Genomic DNA, 15,187 nt, shown 5'->3' with positions numbered 1-15,187 from the left:
GATAAAAACATAGGCAATATATGCGTATTCGTAGCTCGTTTACTCAATCTATTCTTCTCTTTTTAAGCTTGCTTATTGCTAGTCAGGTTTATTCTTATTACGCCGTTTTTAATTACGCGTTGATGCCAAGCTTAAAGCAGTTCAACAAAATCCTCAGTCATGAAATCAACCTGATGCTTGATGATACCGTCAATCAAGATACGGGCGTGCCAATGGATGCACTTTTACGTCGCCGTGTTCTCGAACAGCTTGGTGTGACGATTCATCCTGAAGACAGCCCGATTGCCAGTGAATTTGAGCATGCAGTGAGTATTGATCTGATGAGCGAAGATATGAGTTCGGAACTCGGCTCGCCAACAGAAGTGCGTATGATGTCCGGTGCAGAGAGCTATATTTTGTGGATGAAAATCGAGGCGATACCGGGACAATTACTTCGCATTCCTCTATCGGAATTACGTGAAAAGGATTTTTCGCCTCTTTTTCGCAACAGCATTATCATGGCTTTGATGATTATTTTTGGCGGCTGGTTGTTTATCCGTATGCAGAACAGGCCGCTAATCGCTTTGGAAAAAGTGGCGCAATCTGTTGGTCGCGGAGAAGTTCCTCCGCCATTACCTGAAAGAGGCGCTTCTGAAATTCGCTCAGTAACGCGAGCATTCAATCAGATGTCAAAAGGCATTCAGGCTTTAGAAGAAGACAGAGCCTTGTTGATGGCGGGTATTAGTCATGACTTACGTACACCGCTAACTCGTATTCGTCTTGCCACTGAAATGATGTCACCAGAAGACAGCTATCTGGCAGAAGGGATCATCAGTGACACCGAAGAGTGCAATGAGATCATCAGCCAGTTTATGGATTATTTAAAACCAGTGAATAAGCAGACCTTCGAAGTCGTCAACGTGAATGATATTGCGCAGGACGTGGCTAGCTCTGAAGGCGGATACGAAGTTCAAATCGAAGTTGAACTGCACAAAGGCAAAGCAAATGCGTTTGGTAACCCCATTGCAATTAAGCGTGCTATAAGCAACCTTGTGGTGAATGCAGTTCGTTACGGCAATGGTTGGGTGAGAGTGAGCTCGGGGGTTACTGCGGACAACAGTATGGTGTGGGTGTGCGTCGAGGACAATGGTCCCGGTATTGAACCAAGTCAGGTCAATAAGGTGTTTGAACCTTTTACTCGTGGTGATACCGCTCGAGGTAGTGAAGGCACTGGTTTGGGGTTAGCCATTGTTAAACGTATTATCAGTCAGCACAGTGGCTCAGTTGCAGTGAGTAATCGCAGTGAAGGCGGCTTACGCGCTCAGATCAGTTTTCCAACTAAGTAACGAATTAACTGAATATGAAAGAAAAAGGCTCGCATGAACACGAGCCTTTCTCTTTTTTCAAGATTACAGACTACTAATCTAAAGCTTGTTCTAGCTCTTGTTCTGGCTGCTCTTTTCTTGCTTGTTTCGTTTCTGGCAGCAGAAGATTCAACAGAATTGCTGTGATACCGCCAGCGGCAACACCTGTCGAGAAAATGCTTTTCACAAAATCAGGCATAAATTGCAGAATTTCTGGCTTCTGAGCAATGCCAAGCCCCATAGAAAATGACAGAGCCATGATCAGAATGGCTCGGCGATCTAAATCTACACGAGCGATGATGCGAATACCCGCAGCTGCGATAGTACCGAACATCACGATGGTTGCTCCGCCTAATACCGGTTCTGGAATCAGCTGTACAAAGCTCGCCACACCTGGGAACAAACCTAACAGCACTAACATACCAGCAATAAAGTACCCTACGTAACGGCTAGCTACGCCAGTCAGTAGAATCACACCATTGTTCTGACTAAAGGTTGAGTTCGGGAAGCTGTTGAAGACCGCAGCAATTGCAGAGTTGAGACCATCTGCCAATACGCCACCTTTGATACGCTTCATGTAAACCGGACCTTTCACTGGTTCACCAGAAACTTCAGATGTAGCGGTAATATCACCGATCGCTTCCAATGCCGTGATTAGGAAAATCAGCATCAATGGAATAAACAGCGACCAGTCGAAACTTAAGCCATATTGCATTGGTACAGGCAGAGCGATAAGTGCTGTTTCACTGACTTTGCTGGCATCGACCATACCCATGAAATAAGCCAATGCTAGGCCAACAATCATCGCAATCACAATAGACGCTACGCGAATGTATGGGTTGCGAGCGCGGTTAAGCAGAACGATGATTGCAAGAACCGTTCCCGCTAGTGCAAGCTTATCTAGGCTACCAAAAGTGCCGTCACCCATCGCTGCGTAACCACCACCCATTGAGACTAAGCCTACTTGAATCAGAGTCAAACCGATCAATGTAACCACAATGCCTGATACCAGCGGAGTGATAACGCGCTGAGCGAATTCCAATACACGAGAAAGCAGAATTTCAGCAGAGGAAGCAACAAGGATGGTACCGAAAATAGCGGCCATCATAGTTTGAATATCTGCGCCGCCAGCTTTAAGCGCTAAGCCTGCACCAATGATTGGACCTAAGAAGTTAAAGCTGGTGCCTTGAATGGATAACAAGCCAGAGCCGATAGGACCAATGGTTCGAATTTGAATGAAAGAAGATACACCTGAGGCAAACAGTGACATGCTGATGATGGTGTTAGTTTCTGCAGCAGGCACGCCCAAACTTTGGCAAATAATAAGGGATGGCGTGATAACAGCTACAAACATAGCGAGCAGGTGCTGAAGAGCAGCGAATAAAGTGTGTGGCAAAGGTGGTCTGTCATTGAGTTGATAGACAAGATCGGACTTACGAGCCGCGTTTTCGGTTGTCATTTTTATTTTCCTAATTGAGTCGTACACAAAAATGCGCTGAATGGGCATTGCTTGTGGAGCAGAATGGTTGTCTGTGATTGCTGTTAATCAGATTCCGCTCTGGAAATTAGTCTTAAAAAATATAAGGCTAAATTTTGCGGCGATTATAGAGTAATTAATGCAAAAGGCAAACGTTTGCTTTAAGTTGGTGCAAAGGAAAATATAACGAATCAATTCAAGGTTTAAGCTTTCGCGTAAACGTCTCGTTCGCCAAGCCAACGATCAATAATCGCGGTTGCATTTTTCGGGTAGTTATCGTGAATATGACGAGCTATGCGTTGAACTTCAGGAATTAAGCGTTGATCTCGCACTAAGTCTGCAATTTTGAAGTCCGCCAAACCAGTTTGCTTGGTACCGAGTAGCTCTCCGGGACCACGAATTTCCAAATCTCGTTGCGCGATAACAAATCCATCGTTACTTTCGCGTAGCACTCCTAAGCGTTTTTGCGCTGTTTTTGAAAGCGGCGCGTGGTACAGAAGTACACAATGACTGGCAACAGAGCCTCGGCCAACACGACCACGCAGCTGATGGAGCTGGGCTAAACCAAGTCTCTCTGGGTTTTCGATGATCATCAAGCTTGAATTGGGAACATCGACACCCACTTCAATAACTGTGGTGGCGACTAGAAGATGTAGCTCATTATTTTTGAATGCCTGCATGACTTGTTGTTTCTCGGCCGGTTTCATTCTGCCGTGAACTAAACCGATTTTGACATCAGGCAGTTTGCGTTGCAGTTCTTCCGCAGTGTCTGCTGCGGCTTGCGCTTCCAAGACTTCTGATTCATCAATCAGAGTACATACCCAATAAGCTTGCTTGCCCTCATTCAGACAAGCATTACGCACGCGCTCAACGATGTCATCGCGTTTGGTATCCGGAATTGCGACGGTTTGAATTGGCGTTCTGCCCGGTGGTAATTCATCGATAATTGAGGTTTCCAAATCCGCATACGCAGTCATCGCCAGCGTTCGAGGAATAGGGGTTGCTGTCATGATCAATTGATGCGGATACGCACCTTGCTTGGCGCCTTTTTCGCGTAGTTCCAAACGCTGGTGGACACCAAAACGGTGTTGTTCATCAATGATGACTAAGGCTAAATGATCGAATACCACGTGTTCTTGAAACAGTGCGTGAGTACCCACTACCATTTTTACTTCGCCACTGGCAATACGCGCGAGCTCGGTTTCCTTGGCTTTGCCTTTGAGTTTGCCCGCTAACCAGCCAACCTTGATACCCATTGCTTCAAACCACTGGCTGAAGTTAATGGAGTGCTGTTCTGCTAACAATTCTGTTGGTGCCATCAAGGCAACTTGGTAGCCATTTTCAATCGCTCTGGCTGCTGCCAGTGCCGCAACCAGTGTTTTACCTGAACCTACATCCCCTTGGACTAAACGCATCATAGGGTGAGGTTTCGCAAGATCAGCTTCGATTTCGTTAACCACGCGAGTTTGGGCATTGGTTGGTGAAAAAGGTAATTGAGCCAACAATTGATTTTTCAGCGTGTCTGAGGCTTTAAGAGGAAGGGCAACATCTTGCTGTCCTTTACTGCGAACCGCTAGCATTGAAAGGTTCTGTGCTAGTAGTTCTTCCATAATTAAACGGATTTGCGCTGGATGGCGACCATCATCAAACAAGCTTAAATCAATATCAGATGGTGGGCGATGAATGGTATGCAGCGCCTGAGACAGGGTGATTTGATGATCGTATAAACCGGATGGAAGCAGTTCTTGCACTGCTGCTTTATCAAGTAGAGATAGCGCCTGATCAGTCAGGCTACGTAGAGTGAGCTGACGCAGACCTTCAGTGGTTGGGTAGACTGGCGTCAGGTTTGCTTCAACATCGGGTTTTTGCTCTGGGAAATAGAACTTGTATTCAGGGTGGATGATTTCCAACCCTGTATTGCCACGCTTAATTTCGCCGTAAGCGTGTACTAACTTACCTTCGGTAAAGTTGTTTTTAATCCCTGCGGTAAAGTTGAAGAAGCGCAGAGTCAACGTGCCGTTTCCGTCGCTGATTTTTACTGTCAGCATTTTACGACGGCCAAAGGTAATATCGACCGCCATCACTTTACCTTGCACCGCCGCCCAAAGGCCAGGATGCAGCTTTACAATCGGGTAGATTCGAGTGCGGTCTTCATAACGCAACGGCAGGTGGAACAGCAAATCCTGTACGGTTATAAGCCCAACTTTCTCCAGTTTTTCGGCCACTTTTGCACCCACTCCGGAAAGTGAGGTTAATGGAATTGCTGATAAAAGCTGAGACATAATCAACCATTTAGCTGTTTGAAATAAGGGTTATTCAAACATTAAGCTGTGTTTTTGTACAGGGGAATTATTTGCTCTGCATCGCTTTCCACCAAGATTCATCCGCCACAATTTGGCCTTCATCATCCAGAGGTGGGTAAGGAAGCTTCTTGCGTTTAGCCACTTTGGCTAATACAGGATGACCACGTTCAAACAGAATTCGGTGAATGGTTTCTTCAGGAAGCGGGCTTTTTTCTTGCTGATACATGCCCGCTGCTTGGCGTTGACGTTGTGCTTCATACAGAATCAGTGCGCTAGCAACAGAAACGTTGAGTGATTGCACCATTCCGACCATAGGGATAACGATGTCTTGATCGGCCAGCTCAAGAGCTTGCTTTGAGATGCCAACTTTTTCGCTACCCACGATAATTGCTGTCGGTTTGGTGTAGTCGATTTCACGAAAATCCACCGCAGTTTCTGAAAGGTTGGTCACTAATACCTGCATGTTCTGCGCTTTTAGTGCTTTTACCGCATCTTGAATATTGTCGTGAGTGTCCACTTCGACCCAGTTACGAGCGCCAGCTGAGGTATGTCCAAGTGTTCGCATTTGCTTACTCGGCCAAACCGCATGGATTTTGTGTAATCCAATTGCATCCGCAGTACGAATGACCGCAGAGACGTTATTCGGCTTGTGTACTTCTTCTAAACATACTGTCAGATCAGGTTGGCGTGCTTTCAGCACCTCTTGAATTCGAGTGTAACGTTCTAAGTTCATAATAAATTTTCTATGCTTTATACCCTTCAAGTAATTTGGGTATAGTCTGTGGCTGGGAAAGGCTTACCACATTAAATAAAAAAGCCCTTGATAGGCCATATCAAGGGCTACATCGTTAGGTTACTTGAGCATAGGCGCTATTAGTGCCTTCTGCGTCTCACCTTCGGTGCATTTGGCATAGCACGAATCTTCTTCATGATACCAGCAAGATGAACTCGATCTTTAGTGGTCAGTACTACGGTCACGGTGTACAAGCGACCATCACGTTCTTCTGTCGACAGACCATGAATATTGGAGCCTGTCTTGGAAATCACATTAGTCAACTCAGCTAGCGCGCCTTGGCGGTTTTGCATATCGACTTTCAGTTCAGTGATAAAGTCCTGATCGTAATCTTTGGTCCATTCCACTGCCATGTACTTATCAGGCTCTTTCTGATGCCCGCGTACGTTAGGACAGGTTTCACGGTGCACGACAAGGCCACGACCCGGAGAAACGTGTGCAATAATGTGGTCATCCGGAATTGGGTGACAACAGTTCGCAAAGGTTAACAGAATACCTTCTGCACCACGGATCGGCAGTTTCTTCTTAGGTTGACCGTCTTTGCTTTCTACTTCTGTTAATTCATCAGCATTGCCTAGTAGACGACGGGCAATCACGATACTCATCAATTCGCCAAGACCAATCGCGGCTAACAAATCATCAACGCTGGAAAGTTTCAGATCGCTGAGAACATGCTGAATGCTCTCTTGGCTGATAGTAGTGATCGACTCTTCACCCAAGGCATGATTAAGCAGACGACGACCCAAGCTGACCGATTCTTCACGACGCATGGTCTTCAGAACCTGACGGATCTTAGTACGAGCACGTGAAGTCACTACGTAGTTGAGCCATGCTGCGTTTGGACGAGCACCCGGAGCACTGATAATTTCAACGGTCTGACCGTTTTTCAGAGGCTTACTTAATGGGTACGGGTTGCGATCAACACGAGTACCCACACAGGTGTTACCCACGTCGGTATGTACGGCATACGCAAAATCTACAGCGGTTGCGCCAACAGGCAGTTCAACGATACGGCCTTTCGGCGTGAAGACATAAATCTCATCAGGGAACAGATCAGACTTAACGTTTTCGATAAATTCGAACGAGTTACCTGCACTTTGTTGCAGTTCAAGTAAGCTTTGCATCCAGCGCTGAGCTTTAATCTGTGCAGTGGTGCCCGTGCGGTCACCGTTGGCTTTATATGACCAGTGTGCTGCCACACCTTTGTCTGCCATTTGATCCATGTCTTCGGTTCGAATCTGAACTTCAACCGGAACGCCGTGTGGACCTACCATCGAGGTATGCAGAGACTGATAGCCGTTCGCTTTTGGAACCGCAATATAGTCTTTCATGCGACCCGGACGTGGTTTATACAAGCTGTGTACTTGACCGAGAGCTCGGTAACAGGTGTCAGCGCTATCAACCACAACACGAAACGCATAGATATCCATAATGGTGTGGAAACGCTGCTCTTTGGTCTTCATCTTGTTGTAGATGGAGAAGAGGTTTTTCTCACGACCAAACACACGAGCCGGTAAGCCAACCTCTTGTAAGCGGCCTTCGATCTCACTGTGAATGCGTTGGATCATCTCTTTACGGTTACCACGCGCTGCTTTCACGACTTCTTTCAGAACCCGATAACGGTTTGGATATAATGCTTCAAAACCCAGTTCTTCTAACTCAGTTTTGATGTTGTGAATACCTAAACGGTGGGCGAGTGGTGCGTAAATCTCTAGGGTTTCTCGGGCAATTCGACGTTTTTTATCCGGACGAAGAGCGCCTAGCGTGCGCATGTTATGCGTGCGGTCAGAGAGCTTAATAAGAATCACGCGGATGTCTTGCACCATAGCAAGAACCATTTTACGGAAGTTCTCAGCTTGAGCTTCTTTGCGATCACGGAATTTTAGTTTGTCGAGCTTAGAAACACCGTCAACCAGTTCAGCCACGGCTTGACCAAATTGAGCTTCTAAATCTTCTTTGGTGACATCACAATCTTCGATAACGTCGTGAAGGAGGGCTGCTTGCAGTGTTTCCAAATCCAAGCGCATTTCAGCCAGAATTCGAGCTACTGCCACTGGGTGGATAATATAAGGTTCGCCGCTTGAGCGGGTTTGCCCTTCGTGGGCATCTCTTGCCACTATATAAGATTGGCGCAGAGCCTCAAGTTGAGGCTCTGTGAGATATTCCTGGGCAACGTCTTTGAGGCTATCGAATAGATACAAATTATAGGCCCGAGAGTTGTCTATTTTTTACTTGCAGGGATTAACGGTTGTGAACAATGCTGCTCACTGCTGCTAATTCAGCTGCTTCTTGCTCTTGCTGCTCTTGACGCTCACGTGCGTCAAGTACGTCTTTAGTGATAAGACCTTCTTCGATTTCACGAAGAGCGATAACCGTTGGCTTATCGTTCTCTTCAGGCACAAGTGAATCTTTACCACCAGTTTGCATTTGACGAGCGCGGCGAGCCGCAATCAGAACTAGGTCGAAACGGTTGCCAACTTTTTCAACAGCGTCTTGAACAGTTACGCGTGCCATGAGAACTCCAATATAAACAAAAATGTTGAATGACGAGAAAGTATACAACCTTACGGTAGCGGTTTCTAGCTAGTAGGGTTGTTAATAATACGTTTAATTACTCTGCGAGTAGTGCTTTAAGCATACCTTTGTATTTTTCAGCTTGCTTATCTTGCTTTAATCGTTCTGCACGAATGATCGCTCTAAAATCTGTTAGGGCGGTATCGAAGTCATCATTAATGATGACGTAGTCGTATTCGTGGTAGTGAGAAATTTCAGATTTAGCTTCCGCCATACGCTTAGCAATAACAGCTTCGCTGTCTTGGCCACGTGCATTCAAACGACGTTCTAACTCACCGTTTGAAGGAGGAAGAATAAACACACTCTTCGCTTTTGGCATTTGCTCACGGATTTGGCGAGCACCTTGCCAGTCGATATCTAAGAAGACATCGATACCTTTATTAAGGGTCTCTTCAATCCAGACACGTGAAGTACCGTAGTAGTTACCAAAGACTTCTGCGTATTCCAGAAATTCGCCTTTTTCGATCAACGCTTCAAAGTGTTCCTTCTGCACAAAATGGTAGTGAACACCATCTTGCTCACCCGGACGCATACCACGAGTAGTGTGCGACACGGATACCTTCATCGCATAGGCTGGGTTGTGTTCCAACATTTCTGCGATCAAGCTTGATTTACCTGCGCCGCTTGGTGCAGAGACAATATACAGAGTACCTTTGCCCATTTATTTGGTTCCACTTTGGTTTGGGATTGCGTGATCGGATTGTGCTCCGACACTCTTAAAGATAGCACTAGCTTAATTATTTCATCGAATTGACGAAATTTAGGCTAGAAAAATGGAGCGGAAGATTAGCATGATCTTGAGGATCTTCTCAAGGAAAAGGTCAAAAGTGGCGCAATTTTTGACCCCTCAACGTCATTATTTCTAAGCAAACCAAGCTTCTATATTTAACGTTGGCTGGAAAACGTTTGCTATTTTGTGAACTATTGCAGGCAAAATTGATTAATGTATAATCGCCGCCCTTAGCTCGGGAGAAGCAAATCTTCCGAATGACAATCAGTGAGAAGCGCGAGCTTCATTTGGGTTCCCTCGCCCCCAAATCAAACTAAAAAGGTACAATATGAGTAACTTTACCCCTGCGCAGCAGCGCAAAGCCCTGACATTTCTGGTTCTGTTCCACTTAGTGATCATTGCATCAAGCAATTATCTGGTACAAATTCCGTTTACCGTATTCGGTTTGCATACCACTTGGGGTGCTTTCACCTTTCCATTTATCTTCTTAGCGACAGACTTAACGGTACGTATTTTTGGTGCTGGCCTTGCACGTAAAATCATTTTTTACGTAATGCTGCCTTCACTTGTGGTCTCGTATCTGCTTTCAGTAGTGTTCTATGAAGGTCAGTTCCAAGGTTTGGCACCATTAAGCGAGTTAAACATGTTTGTCGCGCGTATCGCGATTGCAAGTTTCATGGCTTACCTACTTGGTCAGATTATGGACGTGCATGTGTTTAACCGCCTGCGTCAAATGAAGCAGTGGTGGGTAGCACCGACCGCATCAACGCTATTTGGTAATGCGTTAGATACTGTCGCTTTCTTCGGTATTGCATTCTACCAAAGCCCGGATCCATTTATGGCGCAACACTGGACGGAAATCGCTTTAGTCGATTACGGCTTTAAACTGGTAATCAGCCTTGGTTTGTTTGTGCCTATGTATGGTGTCTTGCTGAATTACCTGATCCGCAAACTAACCACAGTAAATCCAAGCTTTACTGTGGTGGATGCTAACGCTTAATTTGTACCGAACGAAAAAGAGAAAGCCCAAAGCAATGCTTTGGGCTTTTTTATTACCGCTAGAGTTGAGACGCTTTCGCCCAACCTTTTTGCGTATTAATGGTCGTGAGCTGTGCCTGCACCTTTAGGGAAGCGGATTGACTCAACCATATCTTGTACTTCAGTTGGTACTTCAGCAGTAAATTTATTCACTACGATAGAGACCACAAAGTTCAAACACATACCTAGAGTACCGATACCTTCTGGGCTAATACCGAAGAACCAGTTATCAGGTGTACTTGCTGCTGGGTTAATGAACTTGAAGTAGATAATGTACGCTGCAGTGAACGCGATACCTGAAACCATACCCGCGATAGCACCTTCTTTGTTCATCTTCTTGTAGAAAATACCCAAGATGATGGCAGGGAAGAAGGATGCTGCGGCCAAGCCGAAGGCGAAGGCGACCACCTGTGCTACGAAGCCCGGAGGGTTGATACCCAAGTAACCAGCACCAACGATAGCCACAATTGCAGCCAGACGAGCAGCGAGCAATTCTTGTTTATCGGTCATGTTTGGCTTGAAGCCTTTCTTCAACAAATCATGAGAGATAGATGTAGAGATTACTAGTAGTAGACCTGCTGCTGTAGATAATGCTGCAGCTAAGCCACCAGCTGCTAGTAGACCAACAACCCAGTTAGGAAGTTTAGCCAACTCAGGAGAAGCCAGTACGATGATGTCGCGGTTGATGTTCATTTCGTTACGAGCATCACCAGAGTAGAACATACGACCATCGGCGTTCTTATCTTCCCATTTAACTAGACCAGTGCTTTCCCAGTTTTTATACCAGCTTGGTGCTTGTTCAGCTGGAACACCTTGCATATCAGGACCGTTAATCGTTTCGATTAGGTTTACGCGAGCAAACGCAGCAACACCCGGTGCAGTGGTATAAAGTAGCGAGATAAACAGTAGTGCCCAACCCGCAGAGATACGCGCATCACGTACTTTTGGTACTGTGAAGAAGCGAATGATTACGTGTGGAAGACCTGCAGTACCCACCATCAGTGCAGCACAGATGAAGAATACATCCACCATGCTCTTGCTACCTTCAGTGTACTGAGTAAAGCCAAGTTCTTGCGTTAGACCATCAAGCTTATCTAGTAGGTAAACATCAGAACCTGCGATGGTTGAACCCATACCAATTTGTGGTAGTGGATTGCCAGTCATCATGATTGACGTAAAGATTGCTGGTACAAGGAAAGCGAAAATGAGAACACAGAACTGAGCTACCTGCGTATAAGTGATGCCTTTCATACCACCAAGTACAGCGTAGAAGAACACTATCGCCATACCGATAACGATACCAACGTTAATGTCTACTTCTAGGAAGCGAGAGAACACTACGCCTACACCGCGCATTTGGCCTGCAACGTAAGTAAAGGAGATAAAGATTGCACAGAATACCGCTACCATACGAGCCGTTTTCGAGTAGTAACGTTCACCGATGAAATCTGGCACAGTAAACTGACCAAATTTACGTAGGTAAGGTGCTAAACAAAGAGCAAGCAGAACGTAACCACCAGTCCAACCCATTAGATAAACCGCACCATCATAACCGATGAATGAGATGATACCTGCCATTGAGATGAAAGATGCTGCAGACATCCAGTCTGCGGCTGTCGCCATACCGTTCGCTACTGGGTGTACACCACCGCCAGCGACATAGAATTCACTGGTTGATCCCGCTCGAGCCCAAATGGCGATGCCAATGTAGAGAGCAAAGGAGAGACCAACAAGAATAAACGTCCAAGTTTGAATATCCATTTCTAAAACCTCTTAGTCTTCATGTACGTTATATTTCTTGTCGAGCGAGTTCATGCGCGCAACGTAAATAAAGATTAAAGCGACGAATGTGTAGATTGAGCCCTGTTGTGCAAACCAGAATCCAAGCTTAAAGCCGCCTAAATGAATGCTGTTTAGCGCATCAACGAATAAAACGCCTGCGCCATAAGACACTAAGAACCACACTGCGAGCAGTGATCCCATAATCCCCAAGTTTTCTTTCCAGTAGGCTTGAGCATGTTCTGTAGATTCGAACGCCATGGCCTTCTCCTTCCTGTTAAATGTTGTGTTAACGTAATGTTACGATTTATACATTAGCAGTGTTAAGGTAAGAGATCTGTGCAACTTTAGTCTGTGAGTTTTTATTTATAACTATCTGAATTTAATTGAATTTAAATTATTTTTATTTATTTTCGAATGTTAATTAACTGTTAAATTAGCCGAAAGTATAAGGTCGGAGTGCTGAAGTGGGGAAATAACTGTGTAAGTAACAGGCATTGACTACTAATGAATTTTTTTCGCTATGGGGGAGAAAACGTTGCAATTATTTACACAGACTTTTCTGACGTAGGTAATAAAAATGTGCACAATGGTGAGCATAATAAAGATGTATCTATAAATATTTGAGTCAGTTGGAAAGGTGAAAGATTGGATGCGATAACGATAAACGGCTTTTTTCTGGTTGGTGCACTGCTGATTGCATTGAGTGTGCTGCTCAGCCCAGTATCTTCAAAATTGGGTATTCCGATTTTGTTGGTGTTTCTTGCCGTTGGAATGTTAGCGGGTGAAGACGGACCGGGCGGAATTCTGTTTGATAATTATCCGTTAGCGTATTTGGTTAGCAACTTAGCTCTTGCCATTATCCTCCTTGATGGTGGTATGAGAACGCGAGTAGCGAGTTTTAAAGTTGCCTTTTGGCCCTCAGTGTCGTTAGCAACATTCGGTGTCGCATTGACCACTTTGATTACTGGTGCGTTGGCCACTTGGTTGTTTGATCTGTCGCTGATGCAGGGCATTCTGGTTGGTGCTATCGTCGGTTCGACCGATGCCGCAGCTGTATTCTCCTTGCTCAAAGGACGCAGCCTCAATGAACGTGTTGGGGCGACTTTAGAGATAGAATCGGGAACCAACGACCCGATGGCCGTGTTTTTAACCGTGACTATGATTGCCATTCTTGGCAGTGCCAGCGGTGACTTCAGTGTTAGTTTCTTAGCGCTTAATTTCGTTCAGCAGTTTGGTGTGGGGGCTCTATTAGGACTATCCGGTGGCTGGCTACTGTGGAAAGTTATCAACACGACTAAGCTTCCAGAAGGTCTGTATTCCATTCTTACCGTGAGCGGTGGACTGATCATTTTTGCTCTGGCGAATGCACTTGGTGGCAGTGGGATTCTATCCATTTACTTGGTGGGTTTACTGTTAGGTAACCGTCCAACTCGCAGCCGTCATTCAATTTTAAACGTATTGGATGGCATGACATGGCTAGCACAAATCGGCATGTTCCTTGTGCTGGGTTTGTTGGTTACTCCGACAAACTTGTTAACCATTGCATTACCGGGCCTCGCATTAGCGTTTGGTATGATTCTGTTTGCTCGACCGATTTCGGTCTGGATCAGTTTGCTGCCGTTTAAGAGCTTCACTTCAAGAGAGAAATGGTTCATTTCATGGGTAGGGTTGCGCGGTGCCGTACCGATCATTCTGGCGGTGTTCCCTATGATGGCAGGTTTGCCTGACGCTCAGCTCTATTTCAATCTGGCTTTCTTCGTGGTGATGGTGTCGCTGATTGTTCAAGGTGGCTCTTTGACTAAGGCAATGAGCCTGGCGAAAGTCGAACTGCCTTCGAAGCCTGAACCTATTTCGCGCTCTGGGCTTGAGATTTTCCCAACCAGTGAGTGGGAGCTGTTTGTTTATCAATTAAAGAAAGATAAATGGTGTATCGGCGAGCCAATTCGTAATCTCTTTATGCCTGAGGGAACACGTATTGCAGCTTTGTTTCGAGACAAAACGTTGCTTCATCCTTCAGGAAGTACCCGATTAGAATCTGGCGATATTCTTTGTGTGGTTGCCCAAGAGAAAGATTTGGCGGCGCTGAGCCAGTTGTTTAGCGAAGCGCCAGTGAAAGAGTCTCTTGCTCGCTTCTTTGGTGATTTCTTCTTAGATGTTGAATCGAAACTGGTTGATGTTGCGATGATATACGGTCTGGAATTAGGACCATTTCGCACAGATATGACGCTAAAAGACTTAGTTACCGAACACTTGGGCGCAACGCCTGTGCTGGGTGATCAATTTGAGTGGTATGGATTGCATTGGGTGGTTGCGGATGTTGTCGACTGGCAAGTAACTAAAGTGGGTTTGCGTTTGCCAGCCGAGGAAGATGTTTTGGAGCCGAGTGAGTAACGTTGGAAGCAATATTAACTGTTTAGCTCTTTGAGCAAGATAACCGCCTGGGTTCTACTTTTCACACCAAGCTTTCGGAAGATCGCTGTCATATGTGCTTTGATAGTTGCTTCCGAAACATTCAACTCATAAGCAATCTGCTTATTTAGCAAACCGTCCGAAAGCATACCCAGCACCTTATATTGCTGTGGTGTTAGCGTTGCGATTTTACCCGCTAGATCATCACAAGCTGCGTTGTTAGTGATCAAACCTTCAGGAAAGTAAGGTTCACCGTTAAGCACTTGATTTAAAGCGCTGATCAAAGCGCGCATGTCACTGGATTTAGGAATAAAACCGAACGCACCATGGCTCTTCACCTGTGATACCACAGAAGACTCTTCGCTGGCAGAGATCACTACAATCGGTAAATCTGGATATTCCGCACGTAATTGAATAAGGCCAGACATGCCATTAGCGCCGGGCATTTTAAGGTCCAGCAGCAGCAAGTCCGGTTCAGGATCTTTTTCAAGTAGTTTTAATAAAGCATCTAGAGAGTCTGCTTCAAGCAAATTTGCACCGCTTATCGCCATATGGACGGATTGAAACAATGCGTTTCGAAACAGCGGGTGATCATCAGCGATGATGATGGTGTATGTCGAATCCATGACGTTAAACACTTTTAACAATTACGTTAAATAAATTATTGTCTGGTTTGAGGTTTGGAACAATGCCCATAGACTAAAAGTCTGAACTATATCCAGTTTTTATCTGCATGAA

General features: G+C 45.5%; 12 protein-coding genes. 3 read left to right on the top strand and 9 right to left on the bottom strand.

Annotated features, from left to right (window positions below):
- The first annotated feature begins 20 nt into the window (after positions 1–20).
- Entirely contained in the window at positions 21–1,325 is a 1,305-nt protein-coding gene (gene envZ, locus ACRQQK_RS15270; RefSeq protein ID WP_457512771.1) for a two-component system sensor histidine kinase EnvZ, read from the top strand.
- 73 nt (positions 1,326–1,398) lie between these two features.
- Here envZ and ACRQQK_RS15265 read toward each other — a convergent pair whose 3' ends face one another.
- From ACRQQK_RS15265 to gmk, 6 genes are all read right to left on the bottom strand, one after another.
- Positions 1,399–2,802, bottom strand: a complete 1,404-nt coding sequence (locus ACRQQK_RS15265; RefSeq protein WP_457512769.1) for a uracil-xanthine permease family protein — start codon at positions 2,800–2,802, stop codon at positions 1,399–1,401.
- A gap of 221 nt (positions 2,803–3,023) precedes the next feature.
- Complete coding sequence (recG, locus tag ACRQQK_RS15260) at positions 3,024–5,102, bottom strand: ATP-dependent DNA helicase RecG (RefSeq protein WP_457512768.1); 2,079 nt, start codon at positions 5,100–5,102, stop codon at positions 3,024–3,026.
- A gap of 67 nt (positions 5,103–5,169) precedes the next feature.
- On the bottom strand, positions 5,170–5,856 hold the full coding sequence (gene trmH / locus ACRQQK_RS15255; protein WP_102941250.1) for a tRNA (guanosine(18)-2'-O)-methyltransferase TrmH: 687 nt from the start codon (positions 5,854–5,856) through the stop codon (positions 5,170–5,172).
- A 140-nt stretch (positions 5,857–5,996) separates the two neighbouring features.
- Positions 5,997–8,117 (bottom strand): bifunctional GTP diphosphokinase/guanosine-3',5'-bis pyrophosphate 3'-pyrophosphohydrolase, encoded by a 2,121-nt coding sequence (gene spoT, locus ACRQQK_RS15250; RefSeq protein WP_042484881.1) that lies wholly within the window; start codon positions 8,115–8,117, stop codon positions 5,997–5,999.
- A 40-nt stretch (positions 8,118–8,157) separates the two neighbouring features.
- Positions 8,158–8,430 carry a DNA-directed RNA polymerase subunit omega gene (gene rpoZ, locus ACRQQK_RS15245; protein ID WP_004728487.1) on the bottom strand — a complete coding sequence of 91 codons (273 nt, stop codon included), beginning with the start codon at positions 8,428–8,430 and terminating at the stop codon, positions 8,158–8,160.
- A gap of 97 nt (positions 8,431–8,527) precedes the next feature.
- A complete protein-coding gene (gene gmk / locus ACRQQK_RS15240) occupies positions 8,528–9,151 on the bottom strand; it encodes a guanylate kinase (protein WP_457512765.1) in 624 nt (207 codons plus the stop codon).
- Between the two features lie 397 nt (positions 9,152–9,548).
- Between gmk and ACRQQK_RS15235 the strand changes: the two genes are divergently transcribed.
- Complete coding sequence (locus ACRQQK_RS15235) at positions 9,549–10,220, top strand: 7-cyano-7-deazaguanine/7-aminomethyl-7-deazaguanine transporter (RefSeq protein ID WP_457512764.1); 672 nt, start codon at positions 9,549–9,551, stop codon at positions 10,218–10,220.
- A 95-nt stretch (positions 10,221–10,315) separates the two neighbouring features.
- Here the strand turns inward: ACRQQK_RS15235 and ACRQQK_RS15230 are convergent, their stop codons facing one another.
- Together ACRQQK_RS15230 and ACRQQK_RS15225 are read right to left on the bottom strand one after the other, a co-directional pair.
- Positions 10,316–12,019: a sodium:solute symporter family protein gene (locus tag ACRQQK_RS15230; protein WP_457512763.1), complete on the bottom strand. Its 1,704-nt coding sequence runs from the start codon at positions 12,017–12,019 to the stop codon at positions 10,316–10,318.
- Positions 12,020–12,031: 12 nt separating this feature from the next.
- Positions 12,032–12,298 (bottom strand): DUF4212 domain-containing protein, encoded by a 267-nt coding sequence (locus ACRQQK_RS15225; protein ID WP_020329362.1) that lies wholly within the window; start codon positions 12,296–12,298, stop codon positions 12,032–12,034.
- 387 nt (positions 12,299–12,685) lie between these two features.
- On the opposite strand from ACRQQK_RS15225, the gene ACRQQK_RS15220 reads away from it, so the two are divergent.
- Positions 12,686–14,431, top strand: coding sequence for a potassium/proton antiporter (locus ACRQQK_RS15220; RefSeq protein WP_457512760.1), 1,746 nt, complete (start codon positions 12,686–12,688; stop codon positions 14,429–14,431).
- A 14-nt stretch (positions 14,432–14,445) separates the two neighbouring features.
- Here the strand turns inward: ACRQQK_RS15220 and ACRQQK_RS15215 are convergent, their stop codons facing one another.
- Positions 14,446–15,075 carry a response regulator gene (locus ACRQQK_RS15215; protein ID WP_457512759.1) on the bottom strand — a complete coding sequence of 210 codons (630 nt, stop codon included), beginning with the start codon at positions 15,073–15,075 and terminating at the stop codon, positions 14,446–14,448.
- Positions 15,076–15,187 lie beyond the last annotated feature (112 nt).

The organism is Vibrio sp. C8 (assembly GCF_054051265.1).
This window is presented reverse-complemented; position numbering and strand designations above follow the sequence as displayed.